This is a genomic window from Anaerococcus nagyae (genome assembly GCF_040364225.1).
GTDB lineage: Bacteria > Bacillota > Clostridia > Tissierellales > Peptoniphilaceae > Anaerococcus > Anaerococcus nagyae.
In genome coordinates, this window is the sequence record NZ_AP031484.1 from 130578 (window position 1) to 152485 (window position 21908).

Genomic DNA, 21908 nt, shown 5'->3' on the forward strand with positions numbered 1-21908 from the left:
TAAGGAGAATAGTATGAAAAAAAACAAAGTTTTTTCATTAGCAATTGCATTTCTAATGTTATTTAACATAGCAGCTCCTGCTATAGCAAGTGCTGATAGCGAAGAAAGCTATGAATCTAATTCATTAATGGAAGAATACCAAAACAAATTACCTCAATTATCTGAATCTAAAATGCTAGAAGGAGCTACAGTACTAGAAGAAAACAAAGTTAAAGACGTTCCTTTAATGAAAGCATATCAAGAAGATTTACAAACTTTAGCTGAAGATAGAGCTTTTGATCTACCACCAGCTGCACAAAAATATAATCCAGATACTATCTATGATCTAGATTCTATAGCACCTAGAATTAAATTATTAGGACTTACAGGAATATTTATACACAGATGTTCAACTGAACTTATATATAAGGTTCAAGCAGCTCATAGTAAGGCAGCAGGAGAAGTTGCTATAGCTATAATCACAGCTTTAAATCCATTTGCTTCAGTTGATGATATAGAAGCAGCTAGTGAAAGAATCTCAACTGCTATGGATGAGTTAGTACAAATGCCTGATTTAACAGCTGATGATTTTGCAACAATTTATCTTAAGAAAGTATTTAACAAAGACGTAAGAGAAGCTAGAAAATTATTAAATAATTATTATAGAGATGATTTATCTGAAGTTGGAGTTAAAGGTAAGAGAGAATTTGTAAGAAGTTCCCTTTCTAAAGAAATTAACGATGTATACAAAAAAGGTAATAGTCAAATTCAAGTTAAAAATTTAATTGAACTTGATGCAAGACTAAAATCAGCTTGTCAATCAGCTTTACTTGAAAGAGATGTTTATGCAAGTCCAAAATGGCTAAGTGGAACAATTGATAAAGAAATTAGAGATATTAGAAATATCAAAAATAAAACAAGTAGATATCTAACAGCAGATGAGAGAAATGCATTTGAAAATGAATTAAGAAAAGCTAATGATGTAAGAAGAGCAAAAGACGTTTCTTACTCTAGAGCTGCTGAAGGTGTTTATATTTTAAGAGATTATGTAAACGAATTAAGAGCTAAACATCCACAAGAATTTGAATCTGTCCTAGCATTAAGAGAAGGCGAAGCAATTTCTTGGAGAGAATTCAATGTTCAATCTGAAATGCCAGATCCTGCAAGAATATCTAAAATCATTTGGTTAAACAGCCCATCATTTGATTTCCTACCAGATGGATTTAAACCAAGTGACAATGAAGAAATAATTGTTGGTTATGGTAATGAAGAAAATAAACTTCAATATGGTTCTTATGAAACATATACTTATAATAGAGATAGATTAAGAGCTTCTGAAGAGGTCGTAGCACCAGACTTTGGTGATGAAGAAGATACCGATAACTCAACAGTAAGTGGTGGCTATTTAATATTTAACTTTAATTAATCTTTACGGAGCATTTTGCTTTTCAATAAGAGGGCTTATGCCCTCTTTTATATTAAGGAGGAAAAATGAGAAGAAAATTTAAAATTTTCTCAATTCTTTTAAGCTTTAGTATTATATTACAAGCTACTTATCCATCTTTTGCTGCTAATAATGACTCAAACAATACTAGTAGTGATTTAGTTGACTTTAAGGAAACTGATAAAAGTAATGTTAAAGAGAAAGAAGATATTGATCTATCAGCTAAAGGCATTGAAAATAAGGAGTTCAATGATAAATCAATAGAGAAAAATTCGTTAAAACAAGACCCCTACGACTTATATACTGACTATTCGTCAATTGATAAAAAGACCAAAAGAAAGAAGTTTCCTAGTGTATTTACTAGGAATATGGTTCTACCAGCTATAGAAACGAAATATGACCTTAGAGATGAAGGAAAGGTTACAAGTGTAAAAGATCAAGGTCCAAATGGATCTTGCTGGGCTTTTGCAACCTATGGTTCAGCAGAATCCGTTCTCATGCCGGATGAGAGAATGGACTTTTCAGAAAAACATATGAGGAATACTCACGGTTTTGATTGGGGACCAAGTGAGGGTGGTACAAGAACAGTATCATCAGCGTATCTAGCTCGTAGATCTGGACCCGTTTTAGAAAAAGATGATCCCTATGATATTTTTCAATCTAATTCTCCAGAAAATCTTCCGGTAGTAAAAGAACTTACTCATGCTATATTCATACCAGATAAGAGAGATGCTACTGATAATAATCTTTTAAAGAAGATGATTACAGAAAATGGAGGTATCTACTCAGCTGTAATGGGCGGAGACCAATATTTAAATAAAAGTACTATGGCTCATTATTATTCTGGAAATCAGGTGCCGAACCATGCTATAACTATAGTAGGATGGGATGATAATTATAGTAGAAAAAATTTCAAGACTACACCTCCTGGGGATGGAGCATGGATTTGCAAAAACTCTTGGGGAACTAATTGGGGTAATCAAGGTGGTTACTATTATGTATCCTATTATGATAAGAATATAGGAACTCAAAACTCTCAGTATATATTAAAAGATATAAACGAGAATGAAAAAATTTGGCAGTATGATAAGTTAGGTATGACTAGTCAAGTAGGACTTGGTGAAGAATCTTACTATGCCAATGTATTTGGTCCTGTAAAAGAAGACACTTATCTTAGAAATGTTGGTTTATGGACATCCGCAAATAATGCAGAGTATGAAGTATTTGTAAATACAAATATTGAAAACAATGCTGGTCTTTCTGATAAGACAAGTATTGGTGAAGGCAAGATGGAATTTGCAGGTTATGAAAAAGTAAAAGTAGAAGATACTTTCATACCAAAAGGTTCAAAATTTGCGGTAATAGTTAAAATGAAAACTCCAGGATATAAATATCCCATACCAATAGAACGTCCCATAAAAGGATTTTCATCTAAAGTTACAGCGGAGCCAGGTCAATCTTTTGTAAGTAAAGAAGGCGAAAAGTGGACTGATCTAACAGATCAAATAGCAAACGCTAATGTATCATTGAAGGCCTTTACAGTGGGCGCTGATTATATTGACCAAAATGATGAGCAAAGCAAGAAAATTACTAGCATAAACTTTAAACAAAAAGAAAAATTAATGAAAATCGGAGAAGAAGCTACTCTTTCGGTAGATATAAAACCTTCTGATATAAAATCATCTGATTTAAGATGGGAAAGCTCTGATAGAACAGTTTGTGAAGTAGATAAAGAAGGCAAGATAAGAGCTATTGGTTATGGTGAATGTGTCATAACAGCAAAGGCTAAGAACTCCTCAAAAGTCTTTGATACCATGAGGGTTAAAGTAGATGAATCTAATGCTGAGTTTAAAGCAAATATAAATGCGGATAGACAAAATTATCTGCAAGGAGAACAAGTAGGCATAAATATAGGCCTAAGAGATCAAGATAATAATCAGATAGTAAATAAAGATATAGTTTGTGAAATTGTAACAAGCCATAATCAAGAGTTCAAATACGATCTAAAAACTAACCTTACAGGTGAAGCAAACTTTAATGTAAGGCTCGATAATAATGCAGCTATAGGTAAATATAGAATCAACATCTACTATAAGAATAAGCTAATTGGGATAAATACTTTTAATGTAGAAAGTAAAGACTTTGCTCCTACAGTAGAAAACCCACTATTTGTTACAAATACTTTAGATAAAGATAAGATTAGACCAAATGATTCGATAAAACTCACTTCTCATGTAGAGGATAAATATGGTCAAATTAAAAGATATGCGAAGGTAGAATTAACCTTAACTACACCAGAAGATAAACAGATAAAGAAAAGTCTATACACTAATAAAGACGGTGATGCTATCTTTGATTTAGGATCCGACATATTTAATCAAGAGGGGAATTATAAGCTAAAAGTAGATTCAAGTTTAAGCGGTTTTGATAGCTTTAGTGAAAACTTAAATGTATTAGTTGATAGAAATACAGCCGAAATGGCAAAACTTGATTTTGACATTACTATGGAAAAAGATGAGATTATGGCAGGTAAAGAAAGCGCTGATATGAACTTTACAGTAAGTCATGAAGGAAAGCCTATATCAGATGCAAATATTAGACTTACCATAACTGATCCAAATCAAAAGTCTTATGAATTAGATTTAAAGACTGATCAAAATGGTAAAGCAGTATTCTCTATGGATATAACTAGCCAAAATGCAACTGGTATGTATAAGATAGATGCTACAGCTTATAAGGATGGCTACTATGATATAGAAAAATCATCTAATTTCTTTGTTAAAAGAGAAGGTAAATATCTAAATATATCATTTGATTCTGCTAAAAAAGATTATAAATTAAATGAGTCTGCTTATATAAAAGTTCAAGTAAGAGATGAAAACAATAATCCAAAGAGAAATGCTTCAGTTGAATTAAGCATAATAGATCCTAATCAAAAAGAAACTAAGATGAGAAAAGTTTCTGATTACAATGGTTATGTATTTATCTATATGACCCCAAAAGCGTATACTTCAGCTGGGGAATATGCTATTAGCGCCTATGCAACAGCTTATAACTATCCATCAGCACGAGCTAATTATAAGGTGAGATTTGGAGAAGAAAATCCAGACTATAAAGACTTAGGCGTAGAAGCTAAAAATAAAAAAGATAAATATTTTGTAGACGAAAAGCCAGAAATTTACATGACATCTGTAGATGAATTTGGTAACTCTGTAAATAATGCAGATATCAATGTGTCTATCAAATCACCAGATAATAAGGTGATTGTAGATAGGATAAAAACGGACGATAAAGGAAAAGCTACATGGTCTTATAAACTAGCAATGGTTCCAGGAAAATATGAAGTAAGCTTTAAGGCAGATAAATCTAACTACAAATCTACTAGCAAAACTGTAAGCTTCTTGGTAGAGGAAAGACCAAAGCTTACAAAGATGGATGCAAAAGTATCTACCGATAAGAAAGTTTATGAAGTATTAGGAAAAACAAAAGTAAACTTAGATCTTGTAGATGAAAAAGGTAAAAAAGTTTCTGATGCAAATGTAAAGGCAATACTAAGCACAAGAGAGGAAAAGAAGGAGCTTAAATCAAAAACAGATAAAGAGGGACATACATCTTTTGATATTGATTTAGATAAAGAAGGCAAATATGTTCTTAACTTTGATATAAGTAAAGACACTTACGAAAATAAATCTTTAAGAGATGTAATTTTTGTAACTAATAAGCCTATAGCAAAAACAGGTGAAACATATATAGGAAAGATAAAGGCAGATCAAGTTGATACTTATATTGCAAATAATAAGCCGTTTATCCTAGATATTAGACCAAAATCAGCATATGATAGAGCTCATATAAAAGGCTCATTTAATCTTGATTACAATGACAGCGACTTTAATCTATTCTTAGATAATTTAAGTAAGGATTCAAGCCTATTTGTAGTGAGCAATCTAATAGATACAGATAATATTATAAAAGAGTTAAAAGAAAAAGGATTCAAATCAGTACGCCTTATAGAAGAAGGTATGGAAGAATATATAAAGATATCTGATTTAACCAATGACTCTTATAATAAGAATCTAGATTTAACGATAAACAGAGATAAGGAAACTTATAATCCTAAAAATGATATTACATTTAAGCTAAGAAGTACAGATACAAATAACAATTATATTGCAAACGCAAATGTAAGTTATAAAGTTTTAGATCTAGCAAATACTATCCTTGATAGTGGAGAAATTAAAACAAATAATATAGGCGAAGCTAACCTTAAACTTAAACTTGCTGATAATACTTATCCAGGCAAGTATAAAATACTTGCTAAAGTAAGTAAAGATGGATATAAAGACTATAATTCTATAGCAATTTTTAATATAGCAAGCAAGGAAAATGCTGATAACTTTAAGGATTATGATTCAGCTAAAAAAGCTCAATACTTTGAACATCTTACAGGAGATACATCTAATCAGAAAGTAATTAAAAATCTCTATGGAAAAAATCTATTAGCAGCACCTATCAAAAACTTGGACGGTAAAGCGGAGATGCTAGGAGATAATTTTGATTTAGATAAGATAAGTCTAATCTTATTTACAGAAGATAAAGATCCTAGTTTAGAGAAATTTGCTAAACTATCGCATGAATCTTATAACTTTATAAGAATAAGCCCTAAATCAGATTTGGCTTATTTGGAAGAAAATAAAATAAAGAGATTGATAGGTTATAGTAAAGTAGATGAAGCAAATTCTCTTAGAAATGATAGGCTGAAACTTGGTAAAACTTCCAAGATACTTGTACTAAATAAAGATGGAAGAGTAATCAATCTTTTAGATGCAAAAGACTTTGATAATATAAATGAAATTCTTGCCAAAGAAAACATTAAGGTAAATAACACTAATGTAGATCCTAATGATAAAGTGTTAGACCAATCAAAGGCAAACATCTCTGTAAGTGCTCCAAGCTCTAGAATTAAACGTAGAGATGTAGTAGAAGTAAATGTTGAATTAAAGGATGCTAGTAATGGTACTGCTCTTGCTAATAGGAATATAAAGTATACTTTAATGGATCCTTTTGGAAGAAGTGTATCTTATAATAGACAAACTGATAAGATGGGTAGACACATCTTTAAAATAGGAACTAACGATAAGACTAGCCTTGGTAAATATAAGATAAAAGTAGAGCTACTTGATGCTCAATATAAAAATAGCTTTAAGTTCTTTGAATACGAAGTTATAGATGCAAATACTCCAGATATGCTTCAAATGAAAGCAGATATTTCTACAGATAAGACTAAATACGATTTAGGAGATGCTATAAACTTAAGCATAGTAGCAAAAGATCTTAATAATTCCTTATTAGATAAAGCAACAGCAGAAGCTACGTTAGAAGACCCATACGGCAAGGACTTGTATTCTAAGAGCCAGACTTCAGATGCTAAGGGTAATATCAAGATAAGCTTCCCAACATCGGATGAAAATTTCTTAGGTAAGTATAAAGTCAAAATAAAAGTTAATAGAGAAGGTTTCAAGGAATACAAGAAAGACTTAGAAGTTCAACTTGGGGATAGTAGTGTCAGTCCAGATCCAAAACCAGAACCAGATCCAACTCCTGATCCTAAGCCAGAGCCTGATCCATCTGATGATGATAAGCAGAAGCCAGAAAATCCTATAGAAGTAGAAGTTAAAGATCAAAATACTCCATTATCATTTGAGGGTGCATATGCACTAGGTTTCTTTGATACAACAGATAAGCTAACTATGGTAAATTTAAAAGCTAGATATGGTAAAAACTTTAATAATCTAGTCTTATATGATAAAAATAGAAAAGCTGTTAAAATTGGAGATATAATTGATAATAAACGTCCAACAATATTCTTAATGGGTGACAGAGTAGATAGCAATTCTATGAAGATGTTTGAAAATTCATCTAAGATAGATGCAAAAGCCTTTAACTTTGTAAATGTAGTTACAAATGGAAGTGTTACTGACTTAGAAAAAATTAGCAAAGAAAAACTTTACAAAGATTCATTCTACAGAGGTAATTCTCTAAATGGACAATTTAGATCAAACAAAAATCAAGTCGTAGTTTTAGATAAAAATGGATCAGTTATAAATGTATTCCCATATAAATCTAATTACGAAGTACTTAGAAGATTTAATATGTCAAATGGCTACTATGCTGATAATGACAATTATAAACCTTTAAGTCTTGACAAATTTGAAAATAATTATCCTATATCTTTTGATCAAAGAAAAGAAAGAGGAGATTATAAAGGCATGTCAGATGAGGAGATGAGATTTAATAATCTTTACTCTAGAGATTTATCTAATGCAAAATTGATAAAATCTAATAATAGCAGAGTGGAACTTAATGATATAGCTAAAAAAGATGTCAAAATTCTCCTTATAGGAGATTATAGAAAAGATGAAACTATAAAGATGTGGGATGATGCTCAATATATATCTGATGGCGACTATGATTTAGTTAATGTATCTTATCTTGGTAGTCAAACTGCTATAAATGCTGAGAAAGAAAGATTTAAATCCCTTTGGGATGTCAAAAGGGATATCTATGTATCAGGAGCATATAATATATTATTTAATGTAAATAAGCCTACAGTTGTAGCTATAGATAAAAATCAAAGATTCCTGTTTAGCAAAGAATATAAGTCTAACGAAGATATAAAATATGTAATAGATAGAACTCTTAATACTAGTGCATCTGACCAGACTATAACAGATTCTTATAAAGAAATAGGAGATTATGATGTATTAGGTGATATTCCTAAAAAAGAAGAAGATCCAGAGAAGATTCATCCGATGTCATTTGCTCAAAGAAGTGAAAGAGGGGACTATAGAATCTTTGAACCTAACGAAAAAGATGTAAATAAAAAATATTACGGCAAGGATATGAACTTATACCTAATGAATAATATGAATCAAGAAGATATTTACATCAAAGATTTCTTAGATAAAAAAGTAAATGTAATGTTAGTTGGTTCTCCTAACGATAAAAAATCAAGGATTATGTGGGAAAATTCGGCATATCTAAATAGAGATAATATAAACTTAGTTAAGATTTCAAACTATAAAGGCATTGAAGACTTAAATTATATGTTTACATCTTACGATATGAATGATGTAGGCGATAATTTCTATTATGGTGGTGCAAAGTTTGACTTTGATAAGGAAGTTTCATCTCCTTATATAGTAGTAACAGATGAAAATGGTAAATTATTATTTGTTAAAAAATATATGACAAATGAAGATATAGAGAGCTTAGTTAATAGAGCATTAAGGACTAAGTATTCAGCTGAGGATGGAGGAGATGATTTCCCTCCAATAGGAAGCGAAAAAATTTCAAAAGATAATAAAGATCATGAGCCACAATATATCGAACATGTAAGTTCGGAAGAATTAGCAGCAAGTTTTCCTTTGACATATGCTCAAAGAGAAGCTAGAGGGGACTATGGACAACTTACAGAAGAAGAGAAAAAGCAAAATCAAAGATTTTATGGTAGAGATATAAAGAATATAAATCTTTTGCGAAATGATAATACTTACATGAGAGTTTCAAATATAGGTGAAGGTGGACTAACGCTATATCTATTAGGAAACTATAAAGAAGAAAGTTCTTTTGAAATGTGGAATAATACCCATCAATATACAAGTGAGGATTTTTCTATAAAACTTCTAAATTATGCTGGAAGTACTAAGCTTTTAAATGATGCTGTAGCAAGTCATAATTTAGAACTAGGAGAAATTTTTACAAATGGGTCTGCTTTAGCATATCTTAATAATAGAGTAAATAACACTATTATAGCTGTAGATAAAGATTCCAAGGTTATATTTATAAAAAACTATAAGGATAATAATGACTTAAAATATGTCCTAGATAGATGTATTAGAACAAAATATTCAAATGATATAAAGTCAAATGACGTTCCTGATATCTATGATATAAAGCTTAACTAGTATAAAAGTTAACCCTGTGATTTACACAGGGTTAATTTTTTATAGAAATTATAAAGAGTGAATATGGATAGAAATTTATTAAAGCAATTAAAACACGATTTTGATATAAGTGAAGACTTAATTTTGAATGGAAATAATATTTTCACCTATAATCAAAGTAATAAAGAATTTATATACTATAATCAATGTAGTCTTGCTATAAATTGTGCAGGTGACAGCTTACTGGTTCGTTCTTCTAATAAAAAACTTCTAGATGAATTAGAGAAAAGCTATAAAGATTATCCTGCAGTTTGGTTTATGGAATTTGATAATATTAGAAAACTTGAAGAAATTCTTACAAAACACGATATGACTGTAAAAAATATGGGGCCTCTCATGACTACTAGTAGAGATTTTAGAAGAATAGAATCTACTTATGAATTTACTAGACTTAAGAAAAAAGATTTTATTAAATTCAAAGGTATTACTAAATTTGCCTTTGCTTTTGATGATGACGATAGGATGGCTTTAGCTTATTATGATAAGGATAAGTTAATAGCTATAGTTTCTGCAAGCTATAACTCTAAATATTTATGGGAAATAGGGGTAGAAAAATTTTCATATGACCCTATTTATAGAAATGTAGCGTCTTATTTAGTAAATAATTTGACTTTTTTAGTAAAAAAAGAAAATCCAGATGTAAGTACTATTTATACAACGCAATTTTCTCATACAAAGTCTATTAATGTAGCAATAAATGCAGGTTATCAGTTTAGCTTATCACTTATAGCAGCAGATTAAAAAAGGGGCTGTTGCAAAAGTCCTAATATAGAAAAAAGACGAGGAAACTGAAATCCTCGTCTTTTTCTGATACAATGTATTTATGAAAACCGTTAAAAATACATCATCATTAACTAATTTTACACTAGTTAATGATACTATTCAATTAAAAATGAATTTTGACACTGAAATATATGTCAGAGATGATGTTAAGTTAAGGCTTGTAAAAAATATAATTGAAAGGATGGATCTATCAGAATTAAAAAAAGTCTACTCATCATTTGGAAGAAAACCTACAGTAAACCCAGTAACAATGCTACAAATAATAATATTTTGCTACTCTGAAGGAATATTCTCATCAAGAAATATAGAAAAATCATGCAAATATGATTTGAGGATAAAATACCTTTTAGATGGAGAAAATCCACCAGATCATAGTACAATAAACAGATTTAGACAAAAAATCGTAGAACTAGCACCAAACTTGTTAAATCAAATGATTCAAATACTAATAGAAGAAAATCAAATAGACTTATCAAGCATATACATAGATGGAACAAAAATAGAAGCCTACGCCAATAGATATAGTTTCGTGTGGCGAGGAAGCATTGAAAAATGGCAAGAGAAACTAAGAGTAAAAATAATAAAGCACTTTAATTTAAATAGAGAACTAACACCATCACAGGTATTAGCAGTAGTAAGAATAGCATTCAATCAGATAAGTACAGAAAATAAAATAAACTTTGTACATGGACAAGGAAAAAGAAAACACCAACTCCAACGAGACTATGAAAAGCTTAAAGATTGGAAGAACAAACTAGAAAGCTACAGGAAACATCTAGAAATAATGGGAGAGCACAGAAACTCCTACTCAAAAACAGACCATGATGCAAGCTTCATGAGAATGAAAGAAGATCATATGAAAAATGGTCAATTAAAACCAGCCTACAACATCCAACTAGCAAGTTCCTCAGGCTTCATCATAGGAGAAAATGTATCCCACCATCCATCCGATATGTACACCTTAAAACCATTTCTAAATAAATTACTCAAAAACCACCCCGACAAACTAAACAAAATAGTAGCAGATTCAGGATATGAAAGCGAAGAAAACTATGTTTTTCTTGCAGAAAACAAGCTCTTATCATACATAAAACCATCCAACTACGAACAATTAAAAACTAGAAAGTATAAAAAAGAAGAAGAATTCAGAAATAGTCTAAGATATGATAAAACATCAGACAAATACATATCAAAAGAAGGCAAAGAATTCATAAGGTGCACTGATAGATACAGAAAAAGAAAAAGCGGATACACAACAACCAGCAAAGTATACAGATGCTTTAACTGGAACAAAGATGGTCAGAAAACCAAAGGAATCTACATAGCAGAAATCTTTCAAAAATATAGGAAAGAATCCTTAGAAAATATAAGCTCAGACCAAGGAATAGAAGAAAGAATAAATAGATCAATCCAAGCTGAAGGTGCATTTTCCAAAATAAAATCAGGACTAAACTACAACAGATTCCACCATAGAGGAAAATCAAATATAATAAGTGAAATATGCCTCTTATCAATGGCACTAAACCTAAATAAACTGGCATCCAAAATAGAAAACAAGAATTTAGAACTCATAAAATACAAAGCTTCTTAAGAAAAAAATATTAAAAATCTTAGCTGTATTAATTGAGCCTATTTTTATGAAAAATGTGGATAAATTCATTTTCATATTAAAGAAAGATACAGAATTTAATGGCTTGATACCAATATACACTAAAAAAGGTGATGAGCAGAATAGATTTATCTATTCTGCAACATCACCTTTTTATTTTTATGATGAGAATGATACTGTTTGTGCTATACCATCTTTTACTTCAACAATTAATGCAAGACCTGATTCAGTAATTCCCTTGTAATATTCATTGAACTCATCAATAGTAAAAGTTTGAGGTTCAGCCATACCACCAGTTGCTTGGAATTTAGTATTTTCATTTATTTTAAAGTTATAAGTATTGTTGTCTAGTTCTTTAGCGTTTTCATAATCCCCAGGATTTATCATATGATCCATAGATCCCTTAACAGTTAAAGATCCATCTTTCGCCTCAACTGAATAAGTATCTGCAATAGATATTTCAGCATCTCTTACACCTTGTTTGCTAGCTATAAGAGTTGAAACATATCTTCCATCTTCTGTTTCTATCTTATTATTGTCTTCTTTAGTATCAGCTGCTTTATTTTCATCAGCATCTTTTATTGCTTAATCAACAATACCATTGGATTCTTTATGATCCTCTGTGACTACTTCTGTAGAGTCTTTGCTGTTATTTATATCTGCTGTACTATTATTACACGCAGCAAGTGATACAGTAATAAGAGGTTCAAAGTATGGCACAACTTCACACCCATTTATAGGACTTTTAATATATGCAGATTGTGGCAGTAAATTAAATTACAGGGATCTGTCAGAACATAGAGAATAGAGAAAAGAAGTATAATAGTATTATTCTTTTGTATGTCAACACTATAGAATCAGAAAAGACACTTGCTGTATGCGCTATATCAAAGCAAAAACAGTTAATAAAATTCTCTTAAAATCAATCAAGGAAATAACAGACTTTGCCAAAGAAGAAAATAAATACTGTATTTTGAACAAGAAATTGAAAGCTAGCAACGGAGAAAGGTTTACACTGATAAATTACTAAAAAATGATAGAGAAATACACAGATTTAAGGTACTGACCGTACCAATGATAAATGAGTATACGGAAAATATTATAGTCCATGAAGCAACGAGAGGAAAAAGGAAAGAATCGAAAACAACAAATTGATGTGTACTTTAATTTTATAGGACATGTAAAAGTATAAAAAAATTGTTAATAAAATAATGCAATCAATACTTGCAAAAATATTAAGTATAGACGTGTAATGTAGATATAGTTATGAGGGGAAACTTTTAATTAAGAATAGAATTAGAGAACTTAGAAAAGGAAAAAAATTACACAAGAAGAACTTGTTGAAAATTTGAATATTACAAGAAAATATATAAGCTTGCTGGAAAAAGTGAAATGGAAGCATCTATAAAAGTTGGCAAATACTATAGCTAAAATTTTGGAGTATGTATTTACAAGGTGTTTGATTTAGATTGGAAAGATACATATTCTTGTAACCATTGAAAGTGAATTAATTAGTCAAGATTTTTTTTATTAAAATATATTAGAGGGGGTGTAGTTATTATGAAGTATTTTAATCCTTAGAGGTATTAAGAATGGAGACAAAATATTTGTTAATATGTAAAAACGCAATATTTAGAAAAAAATGAAAGGCGATAGGTGAGAACATGAGTAAAAAATATAATAAAATCACTAGTTTTTTATTAGCGATGATAATGATGCTATCGGGAATTTTTTGCAATTCCCATACTTCATATGCACAAGAGGTTAGCAAAGTTATTAATGTTGAAGAAAATACAGTGATAACTCTTGAAGACGGCAGAAAAGTAACTGCCGAGGAATTTTTAGATATACTTGAAAATTATTCTGGTGATATTTATAAGATAAATGACAAAGAATTGGAATCAGTATCTAAAAATATTAGTAGAAGTGAAAATGGTATAGCATTGCGTTCTGCTGGGGCAATTCCAATGAATGATGTAATGAAAATTATGGCAGGGACATGGTATATACCCGGTATTGGGGAGATAGTGGTAGCTGGTGGAGCAATTTTAATCGGAGGAGTCGCTATATATAAAGTTAGCGGATGGATGGCAGAGCAGGTGAAAAACTGGCTCACTTCAAGAGCTGTATCGAAGCAGGCTGAAAGAGCAGTAAATGGTTTAGGAGATGTAAACTCTAATAGAGCTAATCACATTCTTCAAACAAAGCATAAGTGGAGTAGTTTAGTTCCAGGTGGATCAAAGGATCCAAATAGATGGAACAAAATAAAAGAAATTATAAAAAAGGTATTAATTGATGGAAAAGAATCTAAATATGGAAGTGCATATAAAAAGACTTTAAATTATAAAGGAAAGGTTGTAGAAGTAACATTTCAAAAACTCAAAGATGGTGTTATTTCTATTTCAAATGCGTGGGTAAAATGAATACAATATTGGAAGACTATTTTTCTTTTGAAAGCAATATGTTTTTTAGCTCAAATGAGTTGATGGATAATTTGAATGAAGAATTTGTACTGGAGGGAGAGAATTATCTTAGTAAAGAAGGAATAGATACATCGAATATATATTTTAAGTTATTGGCACAATTGTATTATCTAAAAAGTGAAAATAATGTAAGTGCCTCGTTGTTAGCACATGTTAACTATATTATTGCTTATTATGTAGGGTTATTTTTACATCCGATTAATGGAGATTTTCTTGCATTAAAATATATAAATGAAGCTATTGAGTTAGAAAATGATAACAACAAAATAGAAAAATATAAAGAGCTAATTGCTATGATAAAGGAAGAAATATAATAATTGAAATAAAAGTAAACTTTAAGTAATAAAAACGGTAAATCTAATCTGAGCTGAACCCCAAAATCTGGAATATTGATTGAGGGGTTTTTCATGCAAAAATACACAAAAGAATTTAAAATTAAAATATTTATCTGGAGAAACAGGAGGTCATAGAGCACTAGCTAAAAATACGATATTCCTGAAGGTACTATTTGAGGGATGGATAGTTAAATACAATTCTGGAGGATTTGCTAACTTAACTAAAAAGAAAAATAATAAATATACTAATGAATTTAAACTATCTGTAATACAATATAGGAAAATTTATACTACTTCGCTTAGACAGACTGCTGAGTACTTCAATATTGTTAATGGATCTATGATATATAGATGGGAGAAAGCATATCAAAAAAGTGGTTTATCTGGGCTAGAAGATAATAGAGGAAGGCCTAGGAAAAACATGTCTAAAGCAGATAAGAAATTTAAGAACGAAAAGCCAATAGAAGAATCTGAAAGAGAAGAAAATAAATATCTTAAAATGCAAATACTATTCGAAAAAAAATTTCAAGCCTTGCTACTGGAAGAGGAAGCAGAAGCAAGGAAAGAACAAAGATAATACTTCATCTTCTTAAAGAACATCCTTATACAAAAGTAAGTGAATGGATAAAAGTAGCTAAATTTCCTAAATCAGTATACTATGAATGAAAGATTAAATTAGAAAATCCAATAGACAAAGATAAAGAAGTAAGAAAAGAAATAGAGACTTATATTAATGGCACAACTAGGACAGGATAGGATAAAGACAAAATTAAACGGAATATCACCTGCCGATTACAGATTACATTCCGCTTAAAATATTATTAAGTTATTCCTTGTTTAGGGGCTTAGCTCATTTTTAAGCTTTACTCTTTTTATTTTTATGATGAGAATGATACTGTTTGTGCTATACCATCTTTTACTTCAACAATTAATGCAAGACCTGATTCAGTAATTCCCTTGTAATATTCATTGAACTCATCAATAGTAAAAGTTTGAGGTTCAGCCATACCACCAGTTGCTTGGAATTTAGTATTTTCATTTATTTTAAAGTTATAAGTATTGTTATCTAGTTTTTTAGCGTTTTCATAATCCCCAGGATTTATCATATGATCCATAGATCCCTTAACAGTTAAAGATCCATCTTTTGCTTCAACTGAATAAGTATCTGCAATAGACATTTCAGCATCTCTTACACCTTGTTTGCTAGCTATAAGAGTTGAAACATATCGACCATCTTCTGTTTGATAACTCATATCTTCATTATTATTAGTTTGGTTATTATTTTGTTCAATTGTGTTAGTTTCTTGCTCTGTATCTTCAGACTTAGAGACCTTATTTTCTTTCTTTTCTTCTTTATTTACGTCTATACTAGTACTCTTTTCTTGCTCAGAGCTCTCTTTTTTCTCTGCTTCTGCTTTATTAGTATCTTCTTTTTTAATTTCCTCAACTTCATCAGAATCAGCTGCCTTATTTTCATCAGCATCTTTTATCGATTCATCAATAATATCGTTGGTATCTTTATTGTCCTCTGTGACTACTTCTGTAGAATCTGCACTGTTATTTGTATTTGCTGTACTATTATTACACGCAGCAAGAGAAACAGTAAGCATAGCTACTAGAAGTGTTTTATTTAAACTTTTGATCTGCATAAACATCCTCCTACTATATATATTTTACCATATTTTTGCTAGATTTCTGTTAATTTATTATATATAGATACCCAATTAATTTATATTATTTTAATATATGATTTGATATTGTTATATAAATTAGTAATAGACAATGAACGACTTGAAAGTATAATAGATTTATCGCATAAGAAATTCCATAAGATAATATTAGCAAAGGAAATGGAATATGAATATAAGAGAAAAACTTGAAATTTTAGCTGATGCAGCCAAGTATGATGTATCTTGCTCATCTAGTGGATCTTCTAGAAAAAATAAAAATAATGGATTAGGCAATGGGTCAATAGGTGGCATATGTCACTCTTGGTCTGAGGATGGCAGATGTATATCTTTGCTTAAGATTCTAATGACTAATTCGTGTATATATAATTGTGAGTATTGTATAAATCGTAGAGAAAATGAAAGAGTACGTGTTACTTTTAGTCCAGAAGAAGTGGTAAATTTAACAATGAACTTCTATCGTAGAAATTATATAGAAGGTTTATTTTTATCTTCTGGAGTCATCAAAAATCCTGATTATACTATGGAAAATTTAATAAGAGTAGCTGAACTTTTAAGATATAAATATAATTTTAATGGTTATATCCATATGAAAGCTATACCAGGGGCAAGTGAAGATCTTGTAAAGCGTATGGGACTTTTGGTTGATCGTATGTCTATTAATATTGAACTACCTACAAAAGAATCTCTAAAGCTTTTAGCGCCTGAAAAGAAAATAGGTGATATAGTAAGACCTATGGGCAATGTTAAAAACGAGATGATGGTCTATGGAGTAGATAGAAAAGTATTTGCGCATACTCCTAAATTCTTGCCTGCTGGTCAAACTACACAGATGATTATAGGTGCTGGTGGTGAAAGTGATCTAGATATAATAAAAACTAGTGAAAAACTGTATAATAATTATTCATTAAAAAGAGTTTATTATTCAGGATTTGTACCAGTTGTAAAGTCAAAATATACCCAAGGTATTGATAAGACCCCACTATTACGTGAACACAGGCTTTATCAGGCTGATTTTTTGATGAGAGGATATAACTTTAAAGCAAAAGATTTATTAGATAGTAAGAATTTTAATTTAGATTTATCTATTGACCCTAAAAGCAATTGGGCTATTAACAATATTGAAAAATTTCCTATTGAAATCAATAAGGCGCCTTATAGTGAGTTAATGAAAGTGCCAGGTTTTGGTAGGACTTATGCTAATCGTATTATTGAGGCTAGAAAGTTTCATAAGCTAACTTATGATAGCTTAAAAGCTATGAAAATATCAACAAAAAGAGCTAAACATTTTATTCTTGTAAATGGAATTTATAAAGGATTTAAGTTTAATGATCCTAATGATCTAAGAACTCTTATTAGTACATCTGATAATATCAACTATGAACAACTATCTATGTTTGATAGGAGCTAATAATGATTTATAACTATGATGGAAGTTTTGATGGACTACTTACAATTATATTCGTAAAATATAAGGAAATTGGTAAGTGTGAAATCAGTACACAAAGTAATCAGGTTAACTTTTTGGAAAGTGAATTTGTAGAAACTGACTTAGTGAAGGCAGAAAGAGTTATAAGTTCAATAAAGGCTAATATAGGTGAAGAATTTTTTTCTAATGTCTTTAAAGTTTTTAAGTCAAATTTTGCGAAAAGAGAAGAAGTTATTGCAATTACGATAAAATCTTGTCTTCTATATGGAAGAGTATATTTAGGATCATCCAAAAAATCAGCTGTCAAATTTAGAGAGATAGTAAAAAGTTTTAATCATGAAGTTCATTTTTATAAAGGTTTAGCCAGATTTAGAGAAATCCAAGAAGGATTTTTATTAGCAGAAATAGAACCAGATCATGATTCACTAATGCATATAACTGATCATTTTTTAAAAAGAATGCCATCAGAAAAATTTATTATTTATGATAAAAATAGAAAAAAAGCTTCTATTTGTATAAACGGGACTTACGAAGAAGTAGAAATTTTAGAAATGGATGCAATAGAAACAAATGATGAGAAAATTTTTAAAGAAGCTTGGATTGGATTCTATAATTCTATAGGTATAGATGAGAGAAAAAATCATAAGTTGATGGTAAGTAATATGCCAAAGAAGTATTGGAAGTTTCTTCCAGAGAGAAATTTTTAAAAAGTAGCTGTCATAATAGTTAGTTTATAATGAACCGTTTAGATTAAGCTCATAATTTAAATTACTAGTTCTCTTGCTACTTTACATCCATACTACCTTCGTAAGTAATCTAATGATAATCTTATTATTTTTGATAATCTGAAGTTATTTTCAGTATTTATTCAACTTCAGATTATCAATTCATATCATTGGATCAACTTTTATATTAACTGTTTATTAAAAATTTTATAAAATACTAAAGTATATCTAGAATTATCACTAGTTTCAATTTAGTCATATTAATAATGAGTATAATAAATTTTATTTATAATCATTCAAGTTGATGACTTTATCAAATTTACTATATTCTTCTTTATCAATAGTATGTTCTACTATTATAAGATTTTTTTTTATACTATAGAGAGCTTCTTTGACTATTTGTACACTATCAGTATCAAGGTTTCTTAAAGGCTCATCAAGAATAATTAAAGATGATTTTTTGTATAAAGCTCTTGCAATCAAAATTTTCTGTTTTTGACCACCTGATAGATTAGATTGGTTTTCATTGATAATAATATTGTCGTCTAGATCATCAATTTTAAGAAGAGATAATATTTTGTTATAGTATTCTTTGTCATAGTAATTAAAAAGTATTATGTTATTTTTGATAGTGTCATTTATTAAATACATATCTTGAGGTGAATATGAGATCTGTGACCAATAATTCTCTTGATTCAAATTCTTGATATTATGGTTATTATTAATCATAATTTCACCTTCATAATCTGTATGGATTTTCAAAAGAATATTAACCAATGTAGATTTTCCTGAGCCATTGGATCCTACGATTAATAATTTTTCATTTTCTTTAAACTGAAAATTTAAAGGCTTTAAATTAATTAAATTGTTTTTGTGCTTTAAAATCAAATTATGTGCCTCGATTTGTTTAATTTTAACGCTATCAATCTCATTTGTAGTTTCATCTTCAAATATAATTTGTTCTAACTTTTCTTTAACTTTTTTAGTCTTTGAAAATGTAGCCATTACCCTAGAAAATCTATATATAGGCAAGATTATGGAGTTAGCCGTAACTGTGATTGCCAATAATGATGCTATATCTAGTTTATTATTTATAATCAGAATAACACCAATTATATATATTCCAATTTGAATTAAGGTTGCTGATACTTGGTTTATAACTTCAGCGATATCTTCTCTAAAAGTTAGGTTAAAAAGATTTTCTGATATTTTTTCAGATAATATATCGAAATTATTAAGATATTTATTTTTAATTCCATACGTATTGATAATAATAATATTTTTGTTTATTTCAATAATTTTTTTAGAAAAACTTTCAATACTTTTATTTAACTCAAATTGTTGTAAAGATAAAGCTTTTATAACATATCTTTGAATTAAGAGGGTTATGCCAGATATAAGTATTAAGTATATTAATAACTCTTTACTAATATTAAAAATTAATAAAGATGATGAAATAAATGCTACTAAAAAATAAAAAATCTGAATAATACCTTGAATGTAATTATCAGTTATTGTATTTATATCAGTAGTAAATAAGTTTAAGTGCTCGGATTGCTTTTCTTTCCACTTTATAGGGTAATCAAATATAGTCTTTCTCATTATTACTTTATTTAAAGAATCCTTAGATTGAACCATAAATTTATCTAAGTATTTTTCTGAAAAGTAATTAGATAATAAATAGTAAATTAAATATAAAAGATTAATAACTAGTAGATAGCTAATATGAAACTCTCTTACACCCTTAGCCATGTCCATATCGTAAAGAATAACTTTAGATAATAAAGGTTCGTTTAAAGAGAACATCATTAAGAATACAAAACCTAAAATTGCGGATTTTCTATTATTTTTAAATAGAAATTTTAACATTTTTTAACCTACTACACTTAGAATCTATATCTTTTTCATATCCATTTATGGTCTTATTTTTATTCAAAAAACAACCTCCATTACAAAATCCAAGATAATTACAGTTATTGCAAATATAATTATCTACTTTATAATCTCTTATTATATCATATTCTTTAGAATCCCAAATTTCTTTAAATGTCTTATCAAACACATTATCTACAAATACATCATCTATTAATACACAAGCAAGTGCTCTCCCATCTGGCATTATTTCTATGTTAGATTGTGCTGCTTGACAACCACTATACAATTTTGTATAGGTATCCATATAGTAGTCTTCTTCTGAATAAATAGCTGAATAAATCATGCATCCTTCAATAGCAAAGTCAAGTTCTTTTACCGTTTCTTTATCATTTTTTATATTAAAATATAAATCAAGAGCTTTTTCCATAGACATTGGGTCTAGGTCTCTATTCTCTCCAGAGAATATTGCTAATGAATATCTATCGATATCATAATTGTTGCAAAAATCAACTACTTTCTTAATATCATTAACATTTTGATTTACTAATACTGTATTGATTGAAGTTTTTATGTCATATTTTTTAGCTAGAATAATTTTTTCGGTGATTTTATTATGATGTATTCCCATCATTAATTTATTTGAATCGTTCAAAGAATAGATAGAAAAAACTATTCCAATGTTTTTTAAATCTTTTATGCACTCTAGAAGATCTTTATTGATGTTTATTCCATTTGTCGTAACAGTATAATGAATCCCTTTACCTTCTAAATATTTCAGTATATCAATTATATGAGTATGTAAAAAAGGTTCACCGCCTAATAAAGATACAGTTTCAACCCCATTATCAACAAATTCATCAATTAAATATTTTACTTTTTCAAGTGGCATTTCATATTTAGAATTAATCTTTCCTTTCATAAAACAAAATTTACAATCTAATTGGCAAAAATCATTCAAATATAAAGTAAGTTCCATAGGAGCTGAAAGAGTTTTTCTATTCTCCATGTGTTTTATTAAATTTTCAGCGTCGTCAATTAAATTCCCACTGCTAATAAATCTCTTAGCTATCAAATAATTGTTTGATTTTGAAAAGTCAATAGTATTTTTATCTATAACTGGTTCGTACTTTAATAGTAATTTCATATAGTCTAAAGAGAGATTATGATTTTTGCAATGATAATAAAACCATAAGTATAACATATCATCTCTATTTAAATTCCACTTGTCGAAATTATCCCTATTTATAAGCAGCCCTCCATAGAATTCAGGGCGTAAAATATAATTTATATTATTAGTCATATATGTATATCCTTTTTTAAATCGCTATAATTAAAAAGCCATTTCTAAAATGATAGTATATCTTAGAAATGACTTTTAAGAATCTTTAAAGTATTGATATTGCCCTATTCCAACCATCGCCTTTAGCAAAATGACAATAGTTAATTAATCCCATAGCTAAATCAGAGCTAGTAACTTTTTTCATAATTCCTCCTTTCTACATATTTATATATAAATATTTATATTTACACTTTAATTATATATATATATATATAT

General features: G+C 29.1%; 15 protein-coding genes. 10 read left to right on the forward strand and 5 right to left on the reverse strand.

Annotated elements, in window-relative coordinates:
• Positions 1–13 precede the first annotated feature (13 nt).
• From ABXG81_RS00570 to ABXG81_RS00585, 4 genes are all read left to right on the forward strand, one after another.
• Positions 14–1405, forward strand: coding sequence for a CAMP factor family pore-forming toxin (locus ABXG81_RS00570; RefSeq protein ID WP_117522288.1), 1392 nt, complete (start codon positions 14–16; stop codon positions 1403–1405).
• A gap of 65 nt (positions 1406–1470) precedes the next feature.
• Complete coding sequence (locus tag ABXG81_RS00575; RefSeq protein ID WP_353528872.1) at positions 1471–9387, forward strand: MG2 domain-containing protein; 7917 nt, start codon at positions 1471–1473, stop codon at positions 9385–9387.
• A 63-nt stretch (positions 9388–9450) separates the two neighbouring features.
• Positions 9451–10167, forward strand: coding sequence for a hypothetical protein (locus ABXG81_RS00580; protein ID WP_353528873.1), 717 nt, complete (start codon positions 9451–9453; stop codon positions 10165–10167).
• A gap of 82 nt (positions 10168–10249) precedes the next feature.
• Positions 10250–11800, forward strand: coding sequence for an IS1182 family transposase (locus tag ABXG81_RS00585; RefSeq protein ID WP_353528659.1), 1551 nt, complete (start codon positions 10250–10252; stop codon positions 11798–11800).
• A gap of 177 nt (positions 11801–11977) precedes the next feature.
• Here ABXG81_RS00585 and ABXG81_RS00590 read toward each other — a convergent pair whose 3' ends face one another.
• Both ABXG81_RS00590 and ABXG81_RS00595 read right to left on the reverse strand, forming a co-directional pair.
• Positions 11978–12205 carry a hypothetical protein gene (locus ABXG81_RS00590; protein ID WP_353528874.1) on the reverse strand — a complete coding sequence of 76 codons (228 nt, stop codon included), beginning with the start codon at positions 12203–12205 and terminating at the stop codon, positions 11978–11980.
• 198 nt (positions 12206–12403) lie between these two features.
• A complete protein-coding gene (locus ABXG81_RS00595) occupies positions 12404–12538 on the reverse strand; it encodes a hypothetical protein (RefSeq protein ID WP_281063106.1) in 135 nt (44 codons plus the stop codon).
• A gap of 388 nt (positions 12539–12926) precedes the next feature.
• Between ABXG81_RS00595 and ABXG81_RS00600 the strand changes: the two genes are divergently transcribed.
• The 4 genes from ABXG81_RS00600 to ABXG81_RS00615 all read left to right on the forward strand — a co-directional run bounded on the left by ABXG81_RS00600 (position 12927) and on the right by ABXG81_RS00615 (position 15213).
• Positions 12927–13010, forward strand: a complete 84-nt coding sequence (locus ABXG81_RS00600) for a DUF4368 domain-containing protein (RefSeq protein WP_353529231.1) — start codon at positions 12927–12929, stop codon at positions 13008–13010.
• 472 nt (positions 13011–13482) lie between these two features.
• Positions 13483–14241: a polymorphic toxin type 35 domain-containing protein gene (locus tag ABXG81_RS00605; protein ID WP_117522284.1), complete on the forward strand. Its 759-nt coding sequence runs from the start codon at positions 13483–13485 to the stop codon at positions 14239–14241.
• Entirely contained in the window at positions 14238–14615 is a 378-nt protein-coding gene (locus tag ABXG81_RS00610; RefSeq protein ID WP_117522283.1) for a hypothetical protein, read from the forward strand. The genes ABXG81_RS00605 and ABXG81_RS00610 overlap by 4 nt, the downstream gene beginning before the upstream one ends.
• A gap of 79 nt (positions 14616–14694) precedes the next feature.
• The gene (locus tag ABXG81_RS00615) at positions 14695–15213 is read left to right on the forward strand and encodes a helix-turn-helix domain-containing protein (RefSeq protein WP_353528875.1); all 519 of its coding nucleotides are present in this window, start codon (positions 14695–14697) and stop codon (positions 15211–15213) included.
• A gap of 301 nt (positions 15214–15514) precedes the next feature.
• Here ABXG81_RS00615 and ABXG81_RS00620 read toward each other — a convergent pair whose 3' ends face one another.
• Positions 15515–16285: a hypothetical protein gene (locus ABXG81_RS00620; RefSeq protein WP_117522281.1), complete on the reverse strand. Its 771-nt coding sequence runs from the start codon at positions 16283–16285 to the stop codon at positions 15515–15517.
• Positions 16286–16493: 208 nt separating this feature from the next.
• On the opposite strand from ABXG81_RS00620, the gene ABXG81_RS00625 reads away from it, so the two are divergent.
• On the forward strand, positions 16494–17735 hold the full coding sequence (locus ABXG81_RS00625) for a putative DNA modification/repair radical SAM protein (protein WP_117522280.1): 1242 nt from the start codon (positions 16494–16496) through the stop codon (positions 17733–17735).
• Between the two features lie 2 nt (positions 17736–17737).
• On the forward strand, positions 17738–18460 hold the full coding sequence (locus ABXG81_RS00630; protein ID WP_353528876.1) for a TIGR03915 family putative DNA repair protein: 723 nt from the start codon (positions 17738–17740) through the stop codon (positions 18458–18460).
• A gap of 300 nt (positions 18461–18760) precedes the next feature.
• On the opposite strand, the gene ABXG81_RS00635 is transcribed toward ABXG81_RS00630, so the two are convergent.
• Together ABXG81_RS00635 and ABXG81_RS00640 are read right to left on the reverse strand one after the other, a co-directional pair.
• Entirely contained in the window at positions 18761–20347 is a 1587-nt protein-coding gene (locus ABXG81_RS00635; RefSeq protein ID WP_353528877.1) for an ABC transporter ATP-binding protein, read from the reverse strand.
• Complete coding sequence (locus ABXG81_RS00640; RefSeq protein ID WP_353528878.1) at positions 20328–21653, reverse strand: radical SAM protein; 1326 nt, start codon at positions 21651–21653, stop codon at positions 20328–20330. The genes ABXG81_RS00635 and ABXG81_RS00640 overlap by 20 nt, the downstream gene beginning before the upstream one ends.
• Positions 21654–21908: the final 255 nt, after the last annotated feature.

Coding starts and splice junctions, on each gene's coding strand:
- ABXG81_RS00570 (WP_117522288.1), top strand. CDS start 14: ATGAAAAAAAACAAAGTTTTTTCATTAGCAATTGCATTTCTAATGTTA.
- ABXG81_RS00575 (WP_353528872.1), top strand. CDS start 1,471: ATGAGAAGAAAATTTAAAATTTTCTCAATTCTTTTAAGCTTTAGTATT.
- ABXG81_RS00580 (WP_353528873.1), top strand. CDS start 9,451: ATGGATAGAAATTTATTAAAGCAATTAAAACACGATTTTGATATAAGT.
- ABXG81_RS00585 (WP_353528659.1), top strand. CDS start 10,250: ATGAAAACCGTTAAAAATACATCATCATTAACTAATTTTACACTAGTT.
- ABXG81_RS00590 (WP_353528874.1), bottom strand. CDS start 12,205: ATGATAAATCCTGGGGATTATGAAAACGCTAAAGAACTAGACAACAAT.
- ABXG81_RS00600 (WP_353529231.1), top strand. CDS start 12,927: ATGAAGCAACGAGAGGAAAAAGGAAAGAATCGAAAACAACAAATTGAT.
- ABXG81_RS00605 (WP_117522284.1), top strand. CDS start 13,483: ATGAGTAAAAAATATAATAAAATCACTAGTTTTTTATTAGCGATGATA.
- ABXG81_RS00610 (WP_117522283.1), top strand. CDS start 14,238: ATGAATACAATATTGGAAGACTATTTTTCTTTTGAAAGCAATATGTTT.
- ABXG81_RS00620 (WP_117522281.1), bottom strand. CDS start 16,285: ATGCAGATCAAAAGTTTAAATAAAACACTTCTAGTAGCTATGCTTACT.
- ABXG81_RS00625 (WP_117522280.1), top strand. CDS start 16,494: ATGAATATAAGAGAAAAACTTGAAATTTTAGCTGATGCAGCCAAGTAT.
- ABXG81_RS00630 (WP_353528876.1), top strand. CDS start 17,738: ATGATTTATAACTATGATGGAAGTTTTGATGGACTACTTACAATTATA.
- ABXG81_RS00635 (WP_353528877.1), bottom strand. CDS start 20,347: ATGTTAAAATTTCTATTTAAAAATAATAGAAAATCCGCAATTTTAGGT.
- ABXG81_RS00640 (WP_353528878.1), bottom strand. CDS start 21,653: ATGACTAATAATATAAATTATATTTTACGCCCTGAATTCTATGGAGGG.